Origin of the sequence: Streptosporangium sp. 'caverna', from assembly GCF_003203775.1 — a bacterium.
In the GTDB taxonomy this organism is placed as follows: Bacteria; Actinomycetota; Actinomycetes; order Streptosporangiales; family Streptosporangiaceae; genus Streptosporangium; species Streptosporangium subroseum.
Genome location: NZ_CP029711.1, coordinates 596,947 through 616,508, shown reverse-complemented (window position 1 = coordinate 616,508; position 19,562 = coordinate 596,947). Strand labels below are relative to the sequence as shown.

General features: G+C 68.0%; 19 protein-coding genes. 3 read left to right on the top strand and 16 right to left on the bottom strand.

The window, feature by feature from the left end:
- Positions 1-91: 91 nt before the first annotated feature.
- From DKM19_RS02965 to pdxH, 3 genes are all read right to left on the bottom strand, one after another.
- Positions 92-796 (bottom strand): metal-dependent transcriptional regulator, encoded by a 705-nt coding sequence (locus DKM19_RS02965; RefSeq protein ID WP_089211676.1) that lies wholly within the window; start codon positions 794-796, stop codon positions 92-94.
- Positions 797-955: 159 nt separating this feature from the next.
- Positions 956-2,170: an MFS transporter gene (locus tag DKM19_RS02960; RefSeq protein ID WP_239514057.1), complete on the bottom strand. Its 1,215-nt coding sequence runs from the start codon at positions 2,168-2,170 to the stop codon at positions 956-958.
- Positions 2,171-2,266: 96 nt separating this feature from the next.
- Entirely contained in the window at positions 2,267-2,920 is a 654-nt protein-coding gene (gene pdxH, locus DKM19_RS02955; protein ID WP_089211678.1) for a pyridoxamine 5'-phosphate oxidase, read from the bottom strand.
- A gap of 169 nt (positions 2,921-3,089) precedes the next feature.
- On the opposite strand from pdxH, the gene DKM19_RS02950 reads away from it, so the two are divergent.
- A complete protein-coding gene (locus tag DKM19_RS02950) occupies positions 3,090-4,196 on the top strand; it encodes a citrate synthase 2 (RefSeq protein ID WP_110694375.1) in 1,107 nt (368 codons plus the stop codon).
- Positions 4,197-4,473: 277 nt separating this feature from the next.
- A complete protein-coding gene (gene serC / locus DKM19_RS02945) occupies positions 4,474-5,583 on the top strand; it encodes a phosphoserine transaminase (protein WP_110694374.1) in 1,110 nt (369 codons plus the stop codon).
- Between the two features lie 356 nt (positions 5,584-5,939).
- On the opposite strand, the gene glyA is transcribed toward serC, so the two are convergent.
- Both glyA and DKM19_RS02935 read right to left on the bottom strand, forming a co-directional pair.
- On the bottom strand, positions 5,940-7,277 hold the full coding sequence (gene glyA / locus DKM19_RS02940) for a serine hydroxymethyltransferase (RefSeq protein WP_110694373.1): 1,338 nt from the start codon (positions 7,275-7,277) through the stop codon (positions 5,940-5,942).
- Positions 7,278-7,435: 158 nt separating this feature from the next.
- Positions 7,436-7,858 carry a BlaI/MecI/CopY family transcriptional regulator gene (locus DKM19_RS02935; RefSeq protein ID WP_110694372.1) on the bottom strand — a complete coding sequence of 141 codons (423 nt, stop codon included), beginning with the start codon at positions 7,856-7,858 and terminating at the stop codon, positions 7,436-7,438.
- A gap of 559 nt (positions 7,859-8,417) precedes the next feature.
- Here DKM19_RS02935 and DKM19_RS49245 point away from each other — a divergent pair.
- On the top strand, positions 8,418-8,648 hold the full coding sequence (locus DKM19_RS49245; RefSeq protein ID WP_162641247.1) for a hypothetical protein: 231 nt from the start codon (positions 8,418-8,420) through the stop codon (positions 8,646-8,648).
- 509 nt (positions 8,649-9,157) lie between these two features.
- Here the strand turns inward: DKM19_RS49245 and DKM19_RS02930 are convergent.
- The 11 genes from DKM19_RS02930 to DKM19_RS02880 form a co-directional block, all read right to left on the bottom strand.
- Positions 9,158-9,697 (bottom strand): GntR family transcriptional regulator, encoded by a 540-nt coding sequence (locus DKM19_RS02930; RefSeq protein ID WP_239514056.1) that lies wholly within the window; start codon positions 9,695-9,697, stop codon positions 9,158-9,160.
- Between the two features lie 354 nt (positions 9,698-10,051).
- A complete protein-coding gene (locus tag DKM19_RS02925) occupies positions 10,052-10,699 on the bottom strand; it encodes a rhomboid family intramembrane serine protease (RefSeq protein WP_110694371.1) in 648 nt (215 codons plus the stop codon).
- Between the two features lie 352 nt (positions 10,700-11,051).
- Complete coding sequence (locus tag DKM19_RS02920; RefSeq protein ID WP_110705448.1) at positions 11,052-11,801, bottom strand: crotonase/enoyl-CoA hydratase family protein; 750 nt, start codon at positions 11,799-11,801, stop codon at positions 11,052-11,054.
- A 133-nt stretch (positions 11,802-11,934) separates the two neighbouring features.
- Positions 11,935-12,708, bottom strand: coding sequence for an SDR family NAD(P)-dependent oxidoreductase (locus DKM19_RS02915; RefSeq protein ID WP_110694370.1), 774 nt, complete (start codon positions 12,706-12,708; stop codon positions 11,935-11,937).
- Positions 12,709-12,741: 33 nt separating this feature from the next.
- A complete protein-coding gene (locus tag DKM19_RS02910; RefSeq protein WP_089211686.1) occupies positions 12,742-13,095 on the bottom strand; it encodes an STAS domain-containing protein in 354 nt (117 codons plus the stop codon).
- A gap of 79 nt (positions 13,096-13,174) precedes the next feature.
- A complete protein-coding gene (locus DKM19_RS02905; RefSeq protein ID WP_110694369.1) occupies positions 13,175-13,930 on the bottom strand; it encodes an energy-coupling factor ABC transporter ATP-binding protein in 756 nt (251 codons plus the stop codon).
- On the bottom strand, positions 13,927-14,694 hold the full coding sequence (cbiQ, locus tag DKM19_RS02900; RefSeq protein ID WP_110694368.1) for a cobalt ECF transporter T component CbiQ: 768 nt from the start codon (positions 14,692-14,694) through the stop codon (positions 13,927-13,929). The genes DKM19_RS02905 and cbiQ overlap by 4 nt, the downstream gene beginning before the upstream one ends.
- Positions 14,694-15,710 carry an energy-coupling factor ABC transporter permease gene (locus DKM19_RS02895; protein ID WP_110694367.1) on the bottom strand — a complete coding sequence of 339 codons (1,017 nt, stop codon included), beginning with the start codon at positions 15,708-15,710 and terminating at the stop codon, positions 14,694-14,696. Before DKM19_RS02895 ends, cbiQ begins: the two co-directional genes overlap by 1 nt.
- A 92-nt stretch (positions 15,711-15,802) precedes the next feature.
- Positions 15,803-17,731 (bottom strand): glycosyltransferase family 2 protein, encoded by a 1,929-nt coding sequence (locus tag DKM19_RS02890; RefSeq protein ID WP_110694366.1) that lies wholly within the window; start codon positions 17,729-17,731, stop codon positions 15,803-15,805.
- Positions 17,732-17,940: 209 nt separating this feature from the next.
- Entirely contained in the window at positions 17,941-18,882 is a 942-nt protein-coding gene (locus DKM19_RS02885; RefSeq protein WP_162641246.1) for a hypothetical protein, read from the bottom strand.
- Between the two features lie 56 nt (positions 18,883-18,938).
- The gene (locus DKM19_RS02880) at positions 18,939-19,427 is read right to left on the bottom strand and encodes a hypothetical protein (RefSeq protein ID WP_204358631.1); all 489 of its coding nucleotides are present in this window, start codon (positions 19,425-19,427) and stop codon (positions 18,939-18,941) included.
- Positions 19,428-19,562 lie beyond the last annotated feature (135 nt).

Genomic DNA, 19,562 nt, shown 5'->3' with positions numbered 1-19,562 from the left:
CGCAAAGCGAACCACGGTTGCTCCTGCTGCAGTCTCGGCCGGGGAGTGGAGGGTCTCCCGCAGGGGATTCAACCAAGCGGAGGGGCCTGGATCAGCGTGTGGAGACGAAGACATGTGCGGCGACGTCTCGCGGGAGATCCGCAAGAAGGTTGTCCGCTTTGTCGTCACCTGTCACCCGCACACCATCGTCGCTCGCCGCGAGCATTACCTCGCGTCCGGGTTGTATCCCAACTTGCTTGAGTTTAAGCATCACAGCCGGATCACTTTGCACTTGTTCGCTAATTCGCCGAACGACAACGGGTATATCCCTGGGTCCGGCCAAGGCGGCCATCGACGGCAGGGTCTCCCAACGGCCGTCGGGAACGCTCGTGACGCCGAGCTCCTCAAGGCCGGGAATCGGGTTGCCGTGCGGGTCCTCCGTGGGATTGTTGAGCAGGCTGACCAGCCTCGCCTCCACGGATTCGGACATGACGTGCTCCCAGCGGCACGCCTCGATGTGCACGTCTTCCCAGGGCAGGCCGATCACGTCGGTGAGCAGGCATTCGGCGAGGCGGTGCTTGCGCATGACGCGCGTCGCGAGTGTCCGTCCCAGATCGGTCATGGTCAGGTGCCTGTCACCCTCGACCCGGACCAGGCCGTCGCGCTCCATGCGCGCGACCGTCTGACTGACGGTGGGACCGCTCTGCTGAAGCCGCTCGGCGATTCGTGCTCGCAGGGGGACGATGCCCTCTTCTTCCAATTCGAAAATCGTCCGGAGGTACATCTCGGTGGTGTCTATCAAGCCGTGTGCGGTCAAGGTTCCTCCCGTCCTCTCTCGATGCTACGTCCATCGCGCGACGTTCCCGAGGGGGCGGCGCTGAACTGAAAGATCTCGGACCCCGTACCCTATTGCGAGAACCACCTGTGATGACAAAAGAAGGCAACATCCGAGCCCCCCGAATCCTTCCCAAGCCGCTCAAAGGCTCCGGACCGCGGGACGATAATTTCTGAAGGCCGGCACGCTCATCCCGACGGCGATCACCACGACCGCGCACGCGATCCCGCCGCCCACCCACGCCCCCGTGGCCCCGAACCAGGCGGCGGTGCCTCCCGCCCGAAGATCTCCCAGGCGGGGACCGCCGGCGACCACCACCATGAACACGCCCTGCATCCGTCCGCGCATGTCGTCGGGCGCGTGGGTCTGCAGGATCGTCTGCCGCCACACCGAGGAGACCAGGTCGGCGGCTCCGCCGAACGCGAGCAGCGCCACCATCAGCCACAACTGGCCCACGAGCCCCGCGGCGGCGACGGTGAGCCCCCAGATGGCGATCACATAGGTGAGCGCCATGCCCTGGCGCTGGACCCGGCCCACCCAGCCCGACATCAGGCCGCCGAGCACCGAGCCGATGGCCATGCTCGCCGACAGCCAGCCGAACGCGATCAGCGAGCCGCCGAACCGCTCGGCCACGACCTCGGGGAACAGCGCCCTGGGCAGTGCGAACGCCATGGCGATGATGTCCACGACGAACGACATCATCACGATCGGGTGCCCGGACACGTAGCGCAGGCCGTCCACGACCGACCGCAGGCCGGGGCGGGTGATCTCGCCGATCGGCTTGAGCTGCGGCAGCCGTACCGCGGCGTAGAAACCCGCGCCGAACAGCACCGCGTCGATCAGGTAGGCGAAGGTGAAACCGCCCTGGGCGAGCACGACCCCGGCGATCAGCGGGCCGAGGGCGCTGCCGACCCCGCTCACCAGGTAGTTGAGCGTGTTGGCCGCCGGCACGAGATCAACGGGGATCAGCCTGGGGATGATCGCGCCCCTGGTCGGCCCGGTGATGGCGAAACCGGTGGCGTGCACGGCCACGGTCGCCATCAGCAGGCCGATGTTCGTCATCCCCAGGGCCGCCTGGAGCAGGAGGGCGAGTGTCGCGCTCCAGGCGATCAGCGCGCCGACCAGCAGCAGCCGCCGCCGGTCGACCGCGTCGGCGATCGCCCCGCCCCAGAGCCCGAAGACGATCAGGGGGATCAGGTTGGCCGGGCCGAGCATGCCGACCCAGAAGGACGACTTGGTGATGTCGTAGATCTGCGCGCTGACCGCCACCGAGGTGAGCTGAAAGCCGATGAACGACACACCCTGGCCGGCCCAGAGCCGCCGGTAGGCCAGAATGCCGAGCGGACGCGTGTCCACCCCATGCCTCCGGACGAGCTCCCCGAACCCCACGCCGCTCCCTCCACCTACGTATGAGACATATGTGGATATATCACTAAAAGAGCGGTTTGGATGTCATGGGGCCAGGCGCTCGATGATCCAGTAGGTGCCGGAACGGCGGTAGCGGAGACGGTCGTGCATCCGGTCGAGCTGACCCTGCCAGAACTCCACTTCCGTGGGCACCACCCGGAATCCGCCCCAGAACTCCGGCACGGGCGGGTCCTCCGGCCAGCGCTCCGCCAGCTCCGCGTAGCGGTCGTCCAGCTCCTCCCTGGAGTGCACGACCGCGGACTGCCGCGACGCCCACGCCCCGATCTGAGAGCCGTACGGGCGGGACCTGAAGTAGGCGGCCGACTCCTCGCGCGACAGCCGGACCACCGAACCCTCCACCCGGACCTGGCGCCGGATGGAGTGCCAGGGGAACAGCAGGCTGGCCCGCGGATTCTCCGCAAGATCACGGCCCTTGCGCGACTCGTAGTTGGTGTAGAAGACGAACCCGTTCTCGTCGTAACCCTTGAGCAACACGGTTCTGGCCGTCGGGCGCCCGCCCGCGGAGCTGGTCGCGACCACCATCGCGTTCGGCTCCGGGAGCCCCGCATCCACGGCGTCGCCGAACCATTCGGCGAACTGTGACACGGGGTTGGGCGCGAGATCTGCTTCGAGAAGAGGCAGACCCTGATAGGTGCGGCGAAGTCCCGCCAGCGAGGGCGGTCTCGATGTGGCGTCCACGGGAAGGTATTCTCCCGTGCCCGGCTGAAAACATACGCGGCGGCCCCCACCTGGGGCGATCGCGTTTCGGCGGGTCCGGCGGCACACCGTCGCGACCCAGGGGGTTGAATAAGACCCGCCGGTATCTCGACATCAAGGCTTTGACTTCAAGAAAGGGAGGCGGCCGAGAATGTCCGACTTCAAACCCGGGCTCGAAGGCGTAGTAGCTTTCGAGACGGAGATCGCAGAACCGGACAAAGAAGGGGGCGCCCTTCGGTATCGGGGTGTCGACATCGAAGAGCTGGTCGGCCGTGTCTCGTACGGACACGTGTGGGGCCTGCTCGTCGACAACAAGTTCCAGCCGGGGCTCCCCCCGGCCGAGCCTTACCCCATTCCTGTCCACTCCGGTGACATCCGCGTCGACGTGCAGAGCGCACTGGCCATGCTGGCCCCCGCGTACGGCTTCGGCCAGCTGCACGACATCGACGAGGACCAGGCCCGCGCCGATCTGGCGCGCGCCAGCGTGACCGCACTCAGCTTCGTGGCCCAGTCGGCGCGCGGCCTCGGCCTGCCGATGGTCTCGCAGAGCCAGGTCGACAAGGCCGACAGCATCGTCGAGCGGTTCATGGTCCGATGGCGGGGCGAGCCCGATCCCAAGCACGTCAGGGCCATCGACGCCTACTGGACCTCCGCGGCCGAGCACGGCATGAACGCCTCCACCTTCACCGCCCGGGTCATCGCCTCCACCGGCGCCGACGTCGCCGCGGCGATGAGCGGTGCGGTCGGCGCCATGTCCGGACCGCTGCACGGTGGCGCCCCCGCCCGCGTGCTGCACATGATCGAAGGCGTCGAGAAGATGGGCGACGCCAAGCGGTACGTCCAGACGGAGCTCGACAAAGGCCAGCGCCTCATGGGCTTCGGCCACCGCGTCTACCGTGCCGAAGACCCCCGGGCACGGGTGCTCCGCCGTACGGCCAAGGAGCTCGACGCACCCCGCTACGAGGTCGCCGCGGCGCTGGAGCAGGCCGCACTGGAGGAACTGCACGCCCGTAAGCCCGACCGGGTGCTCGCCACCAACGTCGAGTACTGGGCCGCGGTCATCCTGGATTTCGCAGAGGTTCCCCCGCACATGTTCACTTCGATGTTCACCTGCGCTCGCACCGCGGGCTGGGCAGCCCACATTCTCGAGCAGAAGCGCACGGGCAGGCTCGTCCGCCCCAGCGCAGACTACGTGGGCCCGCCGCAGCGTTCGGTCAACGACGTCCCCGGCGCCGCCGAGGTCATCGACGCAGCCTGATCGTGTCCTGTACGGCTGTCGCGCGATCTTCTCGCGCGGCAGCCGTTTTGCGTTCTGAGCCCCGGCGGTGCGGCCTTCCGCGCCCTGGCCCCCGGTGGGCGACAGCCTTTCCATGTCCCGGGCGCTGGTGGGCGACAGCCGTTTCGTGTCCCGGTGCCCTGGTGTGTGGCGGCTTTTTCGCGTCCTGGACCTGCCCGATGTCAAGTCCCGTCACAGATTTCATCTCAAAATCCGGACCCAGTCCTGGACCAATCCGCAAGCTCAGTAGGCTGGTCAAGTGGCTGACATCGTGATTCCCTCTGACATCAAGCCCGTCGACGGCCGTTTCGGCTGCGGGCCCTCGAAGGTGCGCCCGGAGCAGCTCTCGGCTCTCGCGGCCTCCGGATCCAGCGTGCTGGGCACGTCCCACCGCCAGAAGCCGGTGAAATCGCTCGTCGGGCGCGTCCGCGCGGGGCTGTCAGAGCTCTTCTCGCTTCCCGAGGGGTATGAGGTCGTCCTCGGCAACGGCGGCACCACCGCCTTCTGGGACATCGCCGCCTTCGGGCTCATCCGCGAGAGGTCGCAGCACCTGCACTTCGGCGAGTTCTCCTCCAAGTTCGCCTCCGTGGCGGCGAAGGCCCCGTGGCTGGGCGACCCGACCGTGATCAAATCCGAGGTCGGCTCTCACCCCGAGGCCCGCCTGGAGGAGGGCGTCGACGTCTACGCGCTCACCCACAACGAGACCTCGACCGGCGTCGCGATGCCGATCAGGCGCGTCGGCGAGGAGGGCTCGCTCGTCCTGGTCGACGCCACCTCCGGCGCCGGAGGCCTGGCCGTCGAGGCCTCCGAGTTCGACGTCTACTACTTCGCCCCGCAGAAGAGCTTCGCCTCCGACGGTGGCCTGTGGATCGCCCTGATGTCCCCGGCCGCGCTGGCCAGGGTCGACGAGATCGCCGCGAGCGGGCGCTACGTTCCCGAGTTCTTCAGCCTGCCGGTGGCGATCGACAACTCCGGCAAGGACCAGACCTACAACACCCCGTCCGTCGCGACGCTGTTCCTGCTCGCCGACCAGATCGAGTGGATGAACGGCAACGGCGGCCTGGCCTGGACCACCGCCCGCACCGCCGACTCGGCCCAGCGCCTCTACACGTGGGCGGAGAAGAGCTCCTACGCCACGCCGTTCGCCGGACCGGAGTTCCGCTCCAACGTGGTCGGCACGATCGACCTCGTCGACAGCGTGGACGCCGCCCAGGTCTCCAAGGTCCTGCGCGCCAACGGCATCGTGGACACCGAGCCCTACCGCAAGCTCGGCCGCAACCAGCTGCGCGTCGCGATGTTCCCGGCCATCGACCCGAGTGACGTCGAGGCCCTGACGCACTGCGTCGACTACGTGGTCGAGCGGCTCTAGTCCTCGGTCGGTTCCTCGGGTCCTCAGCCGGGGCCCGGGAGCCGGAAGCACAGCTCTTCCCGTACGCCCGTCGTACGCGGCCCCGACCCAGGGGTGAGGCACCGCCTCGCCCCTGGGTCTCCGCATGTCATGCCGGGCCTCCGCACGTCATCCCCGGGCCTCCACACGTCGCTCCCGGGCCCTCGCACGTCACCCCCAGGTCTCCGCGCGTCATGCCGGGCCTCCTCACGTCATCCCCGGGCCTCCACACGTCGCTCCTGGGCCTCCGCGCGTCACCCTTGGGTGGGTCGCCGCACGTCATGCCCGGATCGCCGAACGTCGCCCGGCCCGGGGGCGAGGCGTCACCCCGATCCGGCTCAGGCGGGCTGATCGGCGATGAAGTGCACGCCGGAGAACCGCCGCCGCCACTCGGTCACCTCGGGCGCCACGGTCTCCGGGTCGACAGACGGATCCAGGCCGCGGGCGATGAACGAGGCCAGGGCGGGCATGTCCGCCTCGGTCATCCCGAGCCGGACGATCTCGGGGGTGCCGATGCGCAGCCCGTTCACGTCACCGTCGATCGACTCCGCGGGCAGGCCGATGCCGCAGGTGAGCAGGTTCGCCTGCCGCAGCCGCCGGGCGGCTCGCTGGCCTCCGCCGTACCTGTGGGCCATGACCGCGAACTGGTGGGACCGGGTGCAGCCACGATCGGCGGCGAAGATCGGGATGTCGAGGGCGAGCAACTCGGCCGCCAGCCTCCGAGCCGTGGCGATCATCATCTGCGCGTAGGCCGGTCCCGCGGCCTTCCAGTCGAGCATGGTCATGGCGAGCGCCGCGGTCTTGCCCGCGTCGAAGTTGGCGGTCAGACCGGGGTAGGCGATCGCGTCGAGGCGCTCGGCCAGCCCGGCGTCGTTGGTGACGATGAGCCCGCCCGCCGGTCCCCCCAGGCTCTTGTACGTGCTCATGCTGATCAGATGCGCGCCCTCTTCGAGCGGCTGCGGCCAGGCCTTGCCGGCGATCATTCCGCACAGGTGCGCGGCGTCGAAGAGCACGAGCGCGCCGACGGAGTCGGCGATCTCCCGAATCCGCGCGATGGGGTGGTGGAAGAGGTTGAGGCTGCCGCCGATCGTGATCAGCTTCGGCCGCGTCTCCTCCGCGAGCGATCGCAGGGCGTCGACGTCCACCGTGTATCCGTCCGCCTCGACCGGGGCGGCGACGGTGTTCAGCCCGTACATGCCGGCCGCGCCCTGCCCGTGGTGGGTCACGTGGCCGCCGATGCTCGCCGGCGGGGCGATGATCGTGTCACCGGGCCTGCAGGTGGCCATGAACGCGTAGAGGTTGGCGAGCGCCCCCGAGCCGACACGTACCTCGACGTAGCTCGCGCCGAAAACCTCTCCTGCCAGCTCGGCGGCGATGATCTCGATCTGCTCGATCGCCTCCAGGCCCATCTCGTACTTCTCACCCGGATAGCCCAGCGAGGGGCGCGAGCCGAGATTCGCCGACAGCAGTGCCTCGGCCCGCGGGTTCATGACGTTCGTGGCCGGGTTCAGGTTGATGGACTCGACATCGTGGATCCGGTGGTTCTCGTCCACCAGTCGTTCGATCTCGGTCTCGATCGAGGAAATGGCCTGACCGGTCACGGCCTTCGAGACGAACCGGATTCGATCCTCGGTGACGGGAGGCACCCACGGGCGGGGCGCAAGGGCACGGGGCATCAATGAATCTCCTGGTGGACGGGCAGACGGCGGTCGGATTCCCGCTCGCCGTCGTGTGTCGTCGGCGGTATCTGCAATACGACGTTAGGTCGCAAACGACGCCCGGTACACCGGGTGAGCGACGAGACTTCCGGCGCCCTTTCCTACATCTGTAGGAATCAGGACAGGGGCTGCGGCTGCCTGTCCTGATCCTGGTCGGGTACGGCCTGCTCTCCGGCACGGCGCGCGAGCTCGTGCAGCAGCCGCAGGGCGTCGTCCAGGTCCACTTTCTGCGCGAACTTGGAGAGCACGGGAGCCCGATCAGGACTGCCGGCCAGGGCGTCGATCATCAGCCCGGCGACGTGCTCGTCACGGGAGCGGCTGGCGGTGTAGCGGAAGGCGTTACGGAAGGCGTTCTTCGAGGACGCCCTGATCAGCAGGCCCTTCCTGACCAGTCGCTCGGCGACCGTCTGGACCGTGGTGTAGGCGAGCGGACGCTCGACGCGCTCGTTCAGCATGACCTGCAACTGGCGGACCAGCACCGGCTCCTCACAACCCCACAGGACGTCCATGATCGCGCGTTCCAGGGATCCCAGGTTCACCTGCGCCACCTTTCGAGGGTCGCGCCCGGCGGTGGTGGCCCTTGCGGAACGTGTACGGGCACGAGGCCAGGCAGGTTCACACCATCAGCTTTGATCACATTGTCACTTAAATACCTCGATGCGGCCATAGGTGATCTCGGCCCAGGAATTACCTCCCGCGCCATCACACCCACCATCCCGCCGCATCTCCCTCCCGCGGGGCCGCCGGCCGCACCGATTGATCCGGCGAAAGTGATCGAACGGGCTGGCCCGTCTCCGGGCTTCTCCCGCCTCTCCCATCGTCCCTTTCCCGCCTTCCGATCCGGCCGCGCATCCCCCTACGAACTACACGATAAATCTGACATTAAAGACATTTCACAGCAAATCCATTTATAAGCATCGAATGTTATCGACAAAGCGGTAGAGATGTGGCAAAAGTCGTCAATCTCTGTTTGTCGCACCATACATGAGGAAAGTATGGCAAACAGGGATAGTCTGCCAGCGGTCATCCCAGACATCGTCCAAAGCACTCTGGAAATGTCGAAATAAAGACGACCGATCCTTTCAAGGGGGAAATGCAATGTCCAATGTTAAAAGCGTCGTAGCAGGGCTCGCAATCAGCGGGGCCCTGGCCGGTGGAATCGTCAGCCTGGGCTCGGTGGCCACCGCCGCCACCGCTACCGCCGCCACCACGGTCACCGCAGGCACGGGCTTCACCGCCTGGGGCGACGGCGACCGTGAACGTGAACGTGACTGCGACCGCCGCCACGGCGGCGGCACCAATAACACCAACAACAATAACAACGCCTAAGGTTCCCGGTTAATCACCAATCAAGGGTCATCTTCCGCCTTGGGGACGGTATGTAGTCGAAGCATGCTGACCACATACTGCAGAACCTGGGATTGCGAGAACTCCCGGCCCACGACGGAGGCGAGAGTGCCCGCGCTCACTGAGATCACGACGCTTCGCGAAAGAGTCACGGTCACACAGCGAACACGGGCACTCAGAACAAGATCTCTGAAACTTCACTTCCCACGCTGACATGAATTTAATTCACACGACGGTATTCTCCCCGAAGACAGCGACTTCTCACCTGCCTTCACCGGGCAGGCGTTCGCGACCTCGACCTTGACCCCGCACCGGCGAACGGGACCCCGGCCCCCTCGCCCGTTCCATCCGCTGCGGCCCGCTCGGCACGGCGACGCCTGTCCGCGACCTCCCGGGCAGAAACGGACTGTGAGCGGATGCCGCAGTCATCGGCCGGCACCTCACCCACCGCGTCGGCGACCGTGGCGACTCCTCCGCGCGAGCTTGGTCTCTCAGAACTCGTCGGCGCCGGCGACCTGGACGATGGGGAAGATGTGGCGGGAGGCGGCGCAGATCGTTTCCAGGATGTGCACGGGGGTGCCGTCGTCGGAGTAGCCGGCACGCAGGATCTGCACGACCCACTCGCCGGGATCGAGCAGCAGGGTCTCCGCCTCGAACTCGGTGGGCGGGCGGGCGACGAGGTGCTCCTCCGCGTGACCGAAGCGGTGGCCGAGGGCCTCGATCCCGGCCTGCAGACTCGGCTTCACAAAATCCGGGGCGGCGAGCGGGGTGCCGCCGAAGATGTCGAGGCGGAAGTAACTGGTGGCGATCCGCACGGGCACGTCGTCGGCGAGCAGCATCTTCCTGCGGGCGAGGACATCCGTACCGGGTACGACGCGCAGAGCGGAGGCGACGTCGCCGGTGGCCGGTTCGGAGCCGACGTAGAGCATGCGGCGAGACGGGCGGATACCTTGCTTCTCCGCCTCGGTCATGAAGAGCGACGCCGACGCCCGTACGGCCGGCTCGGTGGGGAGCGCGCGCCTGACCACCACACGGGGCCCCTTGCGCGGCCCTGGAGGCTCGCCTGCAGCCTCCTCGGAGGCTGTCGTGGTGCCCGCCGCCACGATGCCGGTCGCCGTGCTGTCAGTCGGAATCTCGTCGCCCACGCGTATCGGTCCCCCCTGGAGAACAATCCTCCAAACCGACCCTAATCCCTGGGCTCTCCGGGCGCCCCCGGGACTCTCTGGATACCCGTCGAGTCGCCTGCCGCCGGCATGGCAGTACCCCTTCCACCCGTTCGCTCCGCCCGCATCGCTCACACTGCCCGTACCGCCGCATACGACGGTGACGCGGCCGTATCGGCGACCACGGCGGCCGTAGCGGTGGCAACGGTCAGTGGTCAGTGGTCAGTGGTCGACGAGGATCGCCCGGCGCCTGCGGCGCACGATCCAGGCCGCGATCACCCCGCCGAACAACCCGAACAGGTGTCCCTGCCAGGAGATGCCGGACTCACCGGGGAGCACGCCCCAGATGATCGAGTAGTAGGCGATCGCGACGCCGATGCCGATCACGATGTCGAGGGCTCGGTGGTCGAACAGGCCACGGGCGACGACAAAGCCGAAGTAGCCGAACACCAGCCCGCTCGCGCCGACCGTCAGGCTTCCCGGCGTGCTGATGAACCAGATGCCCAGACCGCTGACCACGATGATGATCAGGCTGGCGCCCAGGAACCGGGCGATCCCGCGCAGCGCGGCGAGGAAGCCGAGGATGAGCAGGGGCACGGAGTTGGCCATCAGGTGGCCGAAGCCCGCGTGCAGGAAGGGGGCGAGGAAGATGCCGCCCAGCCCTTCCGGATTCCAGGCCCTGATGCCGTAGGCGTCGAACTCTCCGGGCAGCACGTAGTCGGCGACCTCGACCGCCCACATGACGGCGACCAGCGCGATGATGAGCATCGCGGCTCCTGCGGCGCCCGCGGCCAGGCTGCCGGCCCTGCGCTTGAAGCGCTCGCCGGAGGACCGGCCTGCGGGGGGCGTGCCGGTCACATGATCGTTCATTTACTCTCCTGGCCTTCGGAGTCGGCGCGTGGACGTCAAATGCCCTTGCCGCGCCCGCCCACACCTTTACCGTACGCACTCCTGGCCATGAACGCGCCGGACACGACCCCATGAACCCGACGGATCCCAAACCAACCCAACAGGCCATGAACGCGCCGGGCACAACCTGCGAATCCGGCAGACCCAAACGGATCCAAAACGATCACAACCGCGCCGGCCGCGCCCCTGCGAACCCGGCAGGCCCAACCCGATTCAGATGATCATGAACGCGTCGGGCGCGACCCCACGAACCCGACGGGTCCCACGGATCGCGCCCGGCGGCGCGGAGAGCAGACGGAGCGGACCCGAAGGGCTACTCGCCCTTCCACTGGGGGGCGCGCTTCTCGGCGAAGGCCGCCGCGCCCTCCATCGCGTCCTTGGAGCCGAATACCGGGCTGATGATCTCTCCTTGCTTCGCGAACATCTCGTCCCTGCTCCAGTCGGCCGACTCGACCATGACGCGCTTGGTCGCGGCGAGCGCCAGCGGGGCGTTCCCCGCGATCTTCTTCGCCAGTTCGAGTGCCTTCGCCAGCGCCCCGCCCGCGGGCGTGACGTGGTTGACCAGGCCCAGCTCGTACAGCCGGGAGGCCGGGAAGTGATCACCGGTCAGGGCGATCTCCATCGCGATGTGGTACGGAATGCGCTGCGGCAGCCGCATCACGCCGCCCGCCCCCGCGACCAGGCCTCGTTTGGGCTCGGGCAGCCCGAACTTGGCCTCCTCGGAGGCGACGATGATGTCGCAGGCCAGTGCCAGCTCACAGCCGCCGGCCAGGGCGTAGCCCTCGATGGCGGCGATGATCGGCTTCTTCGGCGGCGCCTCGGTGATGCCGCCGAAACCCCTGCCCTTCACAACCGGGAAGTCCCCGGTCAGGAACCCCTTCAGGTCCATGCCCGAGGAGAACGTCCCACCGGCGCCGGTGAGGACGTAGACGCTGATGTCCTTGCGCTCCTCCAGCTCGTCCAGCGCGGCGGCGATGCCCCGGGCGACCGCGCCGTTGACGGCGTTCCTGGCCCGGGGGCGGTTGATCGTGATGACGGCGACGCCGCCGTCTACTTCGACCAGGACTTCAGCGGCCTCGGAAGCCGGCGTGGGACCGCCGGACGCAGCGGCCTCAGAAGTCGGCGTGGGACCGCCAGGCGCAGCGGTCTCAGAGATCTGTGGGGAATTGCCGGACGCGTCAGACACCGGATGACTCCTACTTGGGCTGGAAGCGGATGCCGCCGTCGAAACGGACCGTCTCGGCGTTCATGTAGTCGTTCTCGATCAGGGAGCGCACCAGCTGTGCGAACTCCGAGGCCTGCCCCATGCGCTTGGGGAAGACCACCGGGGCCACGAGCTTGGCCTTGAACTCCTCGGCGTTGGGCGAGAAGCCGTAGATCGGGGTGTCGATGATGCCCGGGCAGATGGTGTTGACGCGGATGCCGACGGCGGCCAGGTCACGCGCGGCCGGCAGGGTCATGCCGACGATGCCGCCCTTGGACGCCGAGTAGGCCACCTGGCCGACCTGGCCCTCCAGCGCCGCCACCGACGCGGTGTTGATCACTACGCCGCGCTGGCCGTCAGCATCGACCGGCTCGGTCTTGGCGACGGCCGCCGCGCCGATGCGCATGAGGTTGAAGGTGCCGATCAGGTTGACCTCGATGACCTTGCGGTAGGAGGCCAGGTCGTGGGGCGAGCCGTCGCGGTTCACCGTCCGGGTGGCCCAGCCGATGCCCGCGCTGTTCACCACGACGCGCAGCGGCTTGCCGATCGCCACCGCCGCGTCCACGGCCGCCTGCACCTGGTTCTCGTCGGACACGTCGGTCTTGACGAAGACCCCGCCGAGTTCGTCGGCGAGGGACTTGCCGCGCTCCTCGTTGAGGTCGGCGATGACGACGGTGACACCGTGCGCGGCGAGGTCGCGGGCCGTGGCCTCGCCGAGGCCGCTGGCACCGCCCGAGATGATTGCTGCTGCTCCGTTCAGGTCCATGAGCGGACTTTAACGCGGAGACCGAATGAAGTTCTACTCGGGGTGGGCTAAATTTCCGCCGATGGCGCTGCCGACATCGGGGTAGACCTTTATCCGCCGGTCAAGCCCCGTCGTGCGCAGAATCCGCGCGACCGGCGCCTGGGGCGCGGCCAGGGAGACCCCGCCGCCCTCCCCCGTGGCCAGCCGCCATGCCTCGATCAGCACGGACAGGCCACTGGAGTCCATGAAGGACAGGGCCGTGAGATCGAGGACCAGCCAGGCGCCGTCAAGCTTGATGGCGTCGCGGACCTCGTCTCGCAGGAAAGGAGCGGTGAAGAGGTCAAGCTCACCCTCGATGGCCACCACCACGGCGTCACCAACAGCGCGGCGAGCCAACCGTAGTTTCATCAGTCCTCCTCGCGCCCATGGGGCAGACCTACTTTACTTCGCCGACACGGCGCGCGAGGTCATGCAACTCTACGATCATTCATGATCCTTTACCAGAAATTCCCTCAGGTGGAGCGAAGCCGTACGGCAGTTCGAGCCTGTGAGCGGCGAGAAGTTCCGCGTCGGAGAGGATCTCCCTGGTCGGCCCGTCGGCGGCGATCACGCCGCCGGAGAGGATGAGAGCCCGATCACACAGCTCCAGCGCGTAGGGCAGGTCGTGGGTGACCATCAGAACGGTCACGTCGAGACCCCTCAGGACCTCGGCGAGCTCGCGTCTGGAGGCCGGGTCGAGGTTCGACGACGGCTCGTCCAGCACCAGGATCTCCGGCTCCATGGCCAGTACGGTCGCCACCGCCACCCGGCGGCGCTGGCCGAAGGACAGATGGTGCGGCGGCCGGTCGATCGTCTCCAGCATGCCCACGCGGTCCAGCGCGTCCTTGACCCGGCGCTCCAGCTCCTCGCCCGTGATCCCGAGGTTGGCCGGGCCGAAGGCCACGTCCTCGCGGACGGTCGGCATGAAGAGCTGGTCGTCGGGGTCCTGGAAGACGAGCCCGACCCGCCTGCGGATCTCCTTGAGTGAATTCTTGGCGACCGGCAGCCCGGCCACGGTCACCGTGCCGTGTCCCGCGGTCAGGATGCCGTTGAGATGCATCACCAGCGTCGTCTTGCCCGCGCCGTTCGGGCCGAGCAGCGCGACCCGCTCCCCGCGCCCGATCGAGAAGTCCACGCCGAACAACGCCTGCGTGCCGTCCGGATAGGCATACGCGAGACGGCTCACCTCCAGAGAAGGTGTCATGCGAGCAACCCCCAGGTCCCGAGCAGCGTCACGAGCGCCGCGCCCGGCAACATACCGGCGATGAGCCACTGCCGCGACGACGCGGACAGATCCTGGATGATCGGCAACGAGCCGGTGTAGCCGCGGCTGAGCATCGCCAGGTGCACCCGCTCGCCCCGCTCGTAGGAACGGATGAACAGCGCCCCGGCCGATCTGGCGATCACCGGGATGTGCCGTACGTCCCTGGCCACGAATCCCCGTGACTCCCTGGCCACCCGCATCCGGCGCATCTCATCCAGGATCACGTCCATGTAGCGCAGCATGAACATCGCGATCTGCACCAGCAGCGGCGGCAGCTTCAGCCGCTGCGCGCCCAGCAACATCAGCCGGGGCTCGGTGGTGGCGGCCAGCAGGACGCTCGCGATCACGCCCAGGGTGGCCTTGGCCAAGATGTTCCAGGCGGCCCACAGTCCCGCGACGCTGAGCGACAGCCCCATGAAGGACACCCGCTCGCCAAGCCCGATGAAGGGGATCGCCACCGCGAAGACCACAAACGGGATCTCGACCACCATCCGCCGCAGCACGAAGCCGGCCGGGACCCGCGCGGCCAGCGCCACGGCGGCCAGGAGCAGGACGTAGAGCCCGAAGGCCCAGAACCATTCGCGCGGGGTGGCCACCACCACCAGGGCGAACCCGGCCACCGCCGCCAGCTTGCACTGGGGCGGCAACCGGTGGATCAGCGTGTCGCCGGCCCGGTAGAGCTGATGATGATGACCCGCACCCACTAGACGGATACCTCTTCTTTGCGGGTACGGCGACGCACCGCGAAGAACAACCCGCCGCCCGCCGCCAGGGTCACCCCGGCGCCGATCAGACCGGCCACGCCGACCGGGATGCCTCCCGCGTCGCCGTAGTCGGCGAGCGGCTGATCGGCCAGCGAGTGGTCGGTGGCCTGGACGCTGAAGCCCTTGTCCTGGGCGACCCGCTCCAGGCCGTCGGGTGAGGAGGAGGCGTAGAAGCTGACGAGGCCCGCGAGCAGCGCCACCACCGCGAGGCCCGCCGGCAGGAACCAGCCGGGACGGCGCGGGGCCACCGGCGCCGGGGACTCCCGGGTCACCGTGACGTCGCCGCCGGCGCCGCGCAGGACCAGCGGCGCGGCCAGTCCCCGCGCGCCGTACACGAGGTCGGGCCGGATCGCCAGCACGGTGCTGACGGTGACCGCCGTGATCAGTCCCTCGCCGATGCCGATGAGCACGTGCACGCCGCCCATGGCCATCGCGACCGTGCCGACGTCGATGGGCGCGGTGCCGCCGATCCAGAACAGCAGGCTGAACGCCAGGGCCGCGGAGGGCACCGAGATCAGGGCGGCGACGAAGGAGGCCGCCACGACGGCGGACCTGCTGTGCATGACCCGGGTGATCAGGCGGAAGACGAACCATCCGACCACGATCGCGACGATGCCCATGAGCGTGATGTTGATGCCGAGAGCGGTCAGACCGCCGTCGGCGAAGAAGAACCCCTGCACGAGCAGGACCACGGCCACGCATAACACGGCCGTATAGGGTCCGACGAGTATGGCGGCGAGCGTGCCGCCGAGGAGGTGGCCGCTCGTGCCCGCGGCGACCGGGAAGTTGAGCATCTGGACGGCGAAGATGAAGGCGGCGACCAGGCCCGCCATGGGGGCGGTCCGGTCGTCAAGCTCGCGTCGTGCGCCGCGCAGACAGACCGCGACACCGGCCGCCGCGACGACTCCCGCCGAGAGCGACACGGCTACGTTGAAAAAGCCATCTGGTACATGCACGACAAGCCCCCAAAGTGCGGAATCGTCCCTTACTTTAGGCCATGGGGTTGTAGTTGCAACAGACTGGCATTAACGCATCGATGGCCGAAAGGTTAACGGAGCAGCCGCCGGATCAGCGTTCTGGGGCCGAAAGTGCGGACCACCGTGCTGAGCCGTCCCTTTCCCGCCGTGGCATAGGGTCTGACGCTCCACCTGGCCAGCCCCCTCCACCACGTGCGCGGCGGCACGATCGTCTCCGCCGTCGCCTCGATCCGGAAGCGCGCGGGCGGCCCTCCCAGGTCAAGCTCCAGGTAGGCGTCCCAGGTGCCGGGCCCCAGCCGGCCCATCGCCTGCCGGATGGTGAACGCCCCGCCCGCCCTGACCGTGACCGGCACGCGCCGCTCCCGCCCCGACTCCCGTTCGCGCCACACCAGATGCCGTACGGCGCGCGTCGCCGGGGTGGCGGTGCCCACGGTGACCCTGCCGTCGAGCACCAGCCTGTTTCCGGCCGTCCAGCGGGTGCGCGCCAGCCGCACGCCCCCGGGGACGCCGACCACGTAACCGCCGATGTCGAGGCTGAGATTGCCGTAGGGCCGGGTGAAGTAGGGCAGGGCGACCACGTCGCCGACCATGTGGGCCACCGGCTGGGCGATCCGCCCGTCCCGGTCGGCGCCGAGCCGGGCGAGACGGGGAACGCCCTCGAACTCGACGCTCACATAGACGTCCCAGACCCCGGAGGACAGCTCAGCGACATCGACGAGCCCGGTGAACTCCTCGCAGTCGCCCGTCACGGGGACCACGATGTCGGTCACCGAGACCACGAGGTCGGCGAGCGGCCCGGCGCCGCCGGGTCTGCGCCGCAGCACCAGGGCGAGGGCGCCCCCGACGATCTCCGGGCGTCCGTCCTGCTCCAGCGTGCTCAGCGCGACCCTGCCGGAGACGGTCAGCCGGCCCTCGCGCTCCCAGCGAAGCCCGGTGAGCTCCCGGCGGACCACCGCCGACTCGATGTGCGCCAGCCGTACCAGCCGGTCGATGTCCTCGAGCGCGGCGATCCGGCTCCGGTCGATCGCGGGGAGCCGGGCGCGGACCCCGTCGGTCAGCCACCGCTCGCACATGTCGGTCACCTCGGCGACGATCTCCTTGCGCTGGACGGACTCCGCCGCCAGGAAGGGCCTGCCGAGGCTGCCGAAGGCGTCCATCCGGAAGTGGCGCCGCAGGAGGTGGTCACGGAGCGTGCCGGGCTGTATGTGATCGACCATCAGCTCGATCGGCCGCTTGATCATCTGTAGCCAGGAGACCGGGTCGCGGCTCTCCTTCCGCTGCATGATGCTGGTGCCGTCGGGCCGGGCGACCAGGTGGTAACAGTCGTAGTCGGCGACCACCGAGATCACGTCCGCGTGGCAGTAGGCGTGGGTGGTGAAGATGAGGTCCTCGCCCACGAGCATGGTCTCGTCGAAGGCGATGGCATGCCGCTCCAGCATCTCCCTGCGGAACAGCTTGAAGCAGCTCAGGCTGTTGTAGACCGTGCTGTCCTCAAGCGGCACCTGGTCGGCGCTCTCGCGGAACATCGAGATCGGCGCCTTGCGGCCGTGTCCGACGATCTTCCCGAGAACCATGTCCGAGCCGTTGCGGTCGGCCATCGCGAGCATCCGCTCCAGCGCCTCGGAACCGAGGTAGTCGTCCGCGTCGCAGAAGAACACGTATCTGCCGCGGGCGTGGGAGAGCCCGACGTTGCGCGGGCGGCCGGCGCCGCCGGAATGCGCCTGCCGGATGACGCGGACGACGCCGCGATGGCAGGAGGCGTAGAGATCGAGCAGTTCGGCGCTGCCGTCGGTGGAACCGTCGTCCACGACGACGACCTCCAGGCTGACCCGCTGGATCAGCAGGGACGTCAGGCACCGGTCCAGATAGGGCCTGCAGTTGTGGACAGGCACGATCACGCTGACGTCCACGTCAGACTGACCGGTCTCTTCCTTCGTGATCTCGCCTGCGATCTCGCTGCCGCGCCCCGCGCTGACTCGCTGGAGGATCGTTCTCGTCACCGCCGGGCCCCTCGTCGGTCACATAGCGCTTATGTAGCGTCTCAGTATGTGACGAAGAACCGTGCGCAGGCGGCGGATCTACTTTGTTGGTCCTTCCCGCTGTCTATTTTGTTGGTCCTCCCACCCGCACGCCGAGGTTGCCGTACCTGGTGAAAAGCAGCCGATTCGTGTGACTTGCCCCTCGGACCCGCGCGTCCTTGCCCCCGGGCCTACACCTTCTCGTTCTGGTCGAGATCGTCGCGGTTCTGCTCGTGCAGTGCCCTCGCGGCCCCGAGCAGATGCTTCCGGTATCGCCGCCGCACCAGCCGCACGAGGACGTAGAGCGCCACCGCCGTTCCGGCCAGCAGCGCGAGGAGGTGGACCGGGAAAATGATCAGGGTTCTGGCCTGGCTGGACGTCCCGTCGGTCCCGGAGGCCGACACCGTCACGTGACAGATGCACATGAACGGCGGATCCTCCCACTTGACGGTGACCTCCCGGCTGGCCCCGCGGAGCACGGTGAAGTCAGGGAACGGGATGTCGCGCCCGTCCACACGGACGTTCAGGCTCTTCTTTCCGAAGAAGTCCCGGTGCACGGTTCCGAGGTTGTCGACGGTGGCCCCGAACTCCACGGGACCGCCCATCGCGAACTCCGGCACGCTCAGTCCGTGGACCCGTACCGAGGTGTCGATCGGCCCCGGCACCGTGACGTAGAGCGGCGTGCCGATCGCCCGGTTGAGCTTGATGTTGCCGCCGCCGGGACCGGCCGGCGCCACGAAGAGGAGGGCGACCTGGTGTTCTCCGTTCTCGGGCTCCGCCGGAAGGTCGAGCCGTACGGCCACCCGCTGCTGCCCACCGGGAGCCAGCCGGAAGTCTCCGGGACTGACCTTCACCCAGTTCACCGCCGAATAGGGGGAGCTCGGCTGGAAGATCACCTTTCCGTTCCGGTCCATGGTGAAGTCGGTCCGGTTGACGACGATGTCGACCGGCAACCGCCCCTTGTTCGTGACCATGAACGACTGACGATCACCGATCGCCTTGGGTTCGATGACGAGTCTCGTCGGACTCACCATCAGCGAGAAGTCCGGATCGGGGGCTGCGCCCGACATTCCAGATGCTCCCGGGCACGCCACCAACGCGACGCCGCCGGCCATCAGGAACGCGGCGATCACGCGCCGAAACGTTCGGATCACTGCACAGCCCCTAATACGGTCGTTTGGCGAGTGCTCTACAGGGTGGTCGCGGCGTAGAGGAGCGTGCCGCTGTAGGTGTCCGGACGGACGGCGGGGATGGTGATCCGGTAGCCGTTGGTGATGACGTCGCCGTCGTCCACCGACCGCTCGTCCTTCCGCGCCACCTGCACCGGGGCGGCGGGATTCAACGGAACGTAGGCGCCCGCCTGGATCGGTCCGCTGACCTCCAGCAGGTTCATCGGGATGACGTCGGTGTTGGACCCGATCGAGGGGGTGAGATTCGGGGCCGTCGGCTGGACCGTGACGGTGTAACCGGCGAAGTTGTTCGTCGTCACCCTCATGGTGACGGCGTCCGGGTCGGTCACCGTGTCACCGGGGTTGCCGCTCAGGGTGAACGTGGGGGTCAGCTCGGTCAGCGTGATCGCCAGTCCGACCTCCACGTTCGCGACGGTGGTGTCGGTGCTGGTGTCCGCCTGGGCCGTCGTCATCTGGCCGGACATCTGTCCGACCGTGACGCCCGTCATCATGAGACTCATAAGTATTAAACGGGCTTTAGATACCGTTGACATGAAAACCCCCAAGATCTTTTCGCTCACAGTAGTCAGACAATCACAAAACGTGCAAGCATCTAGAGGTCGTGTCGCCACTTCACTGAAGGT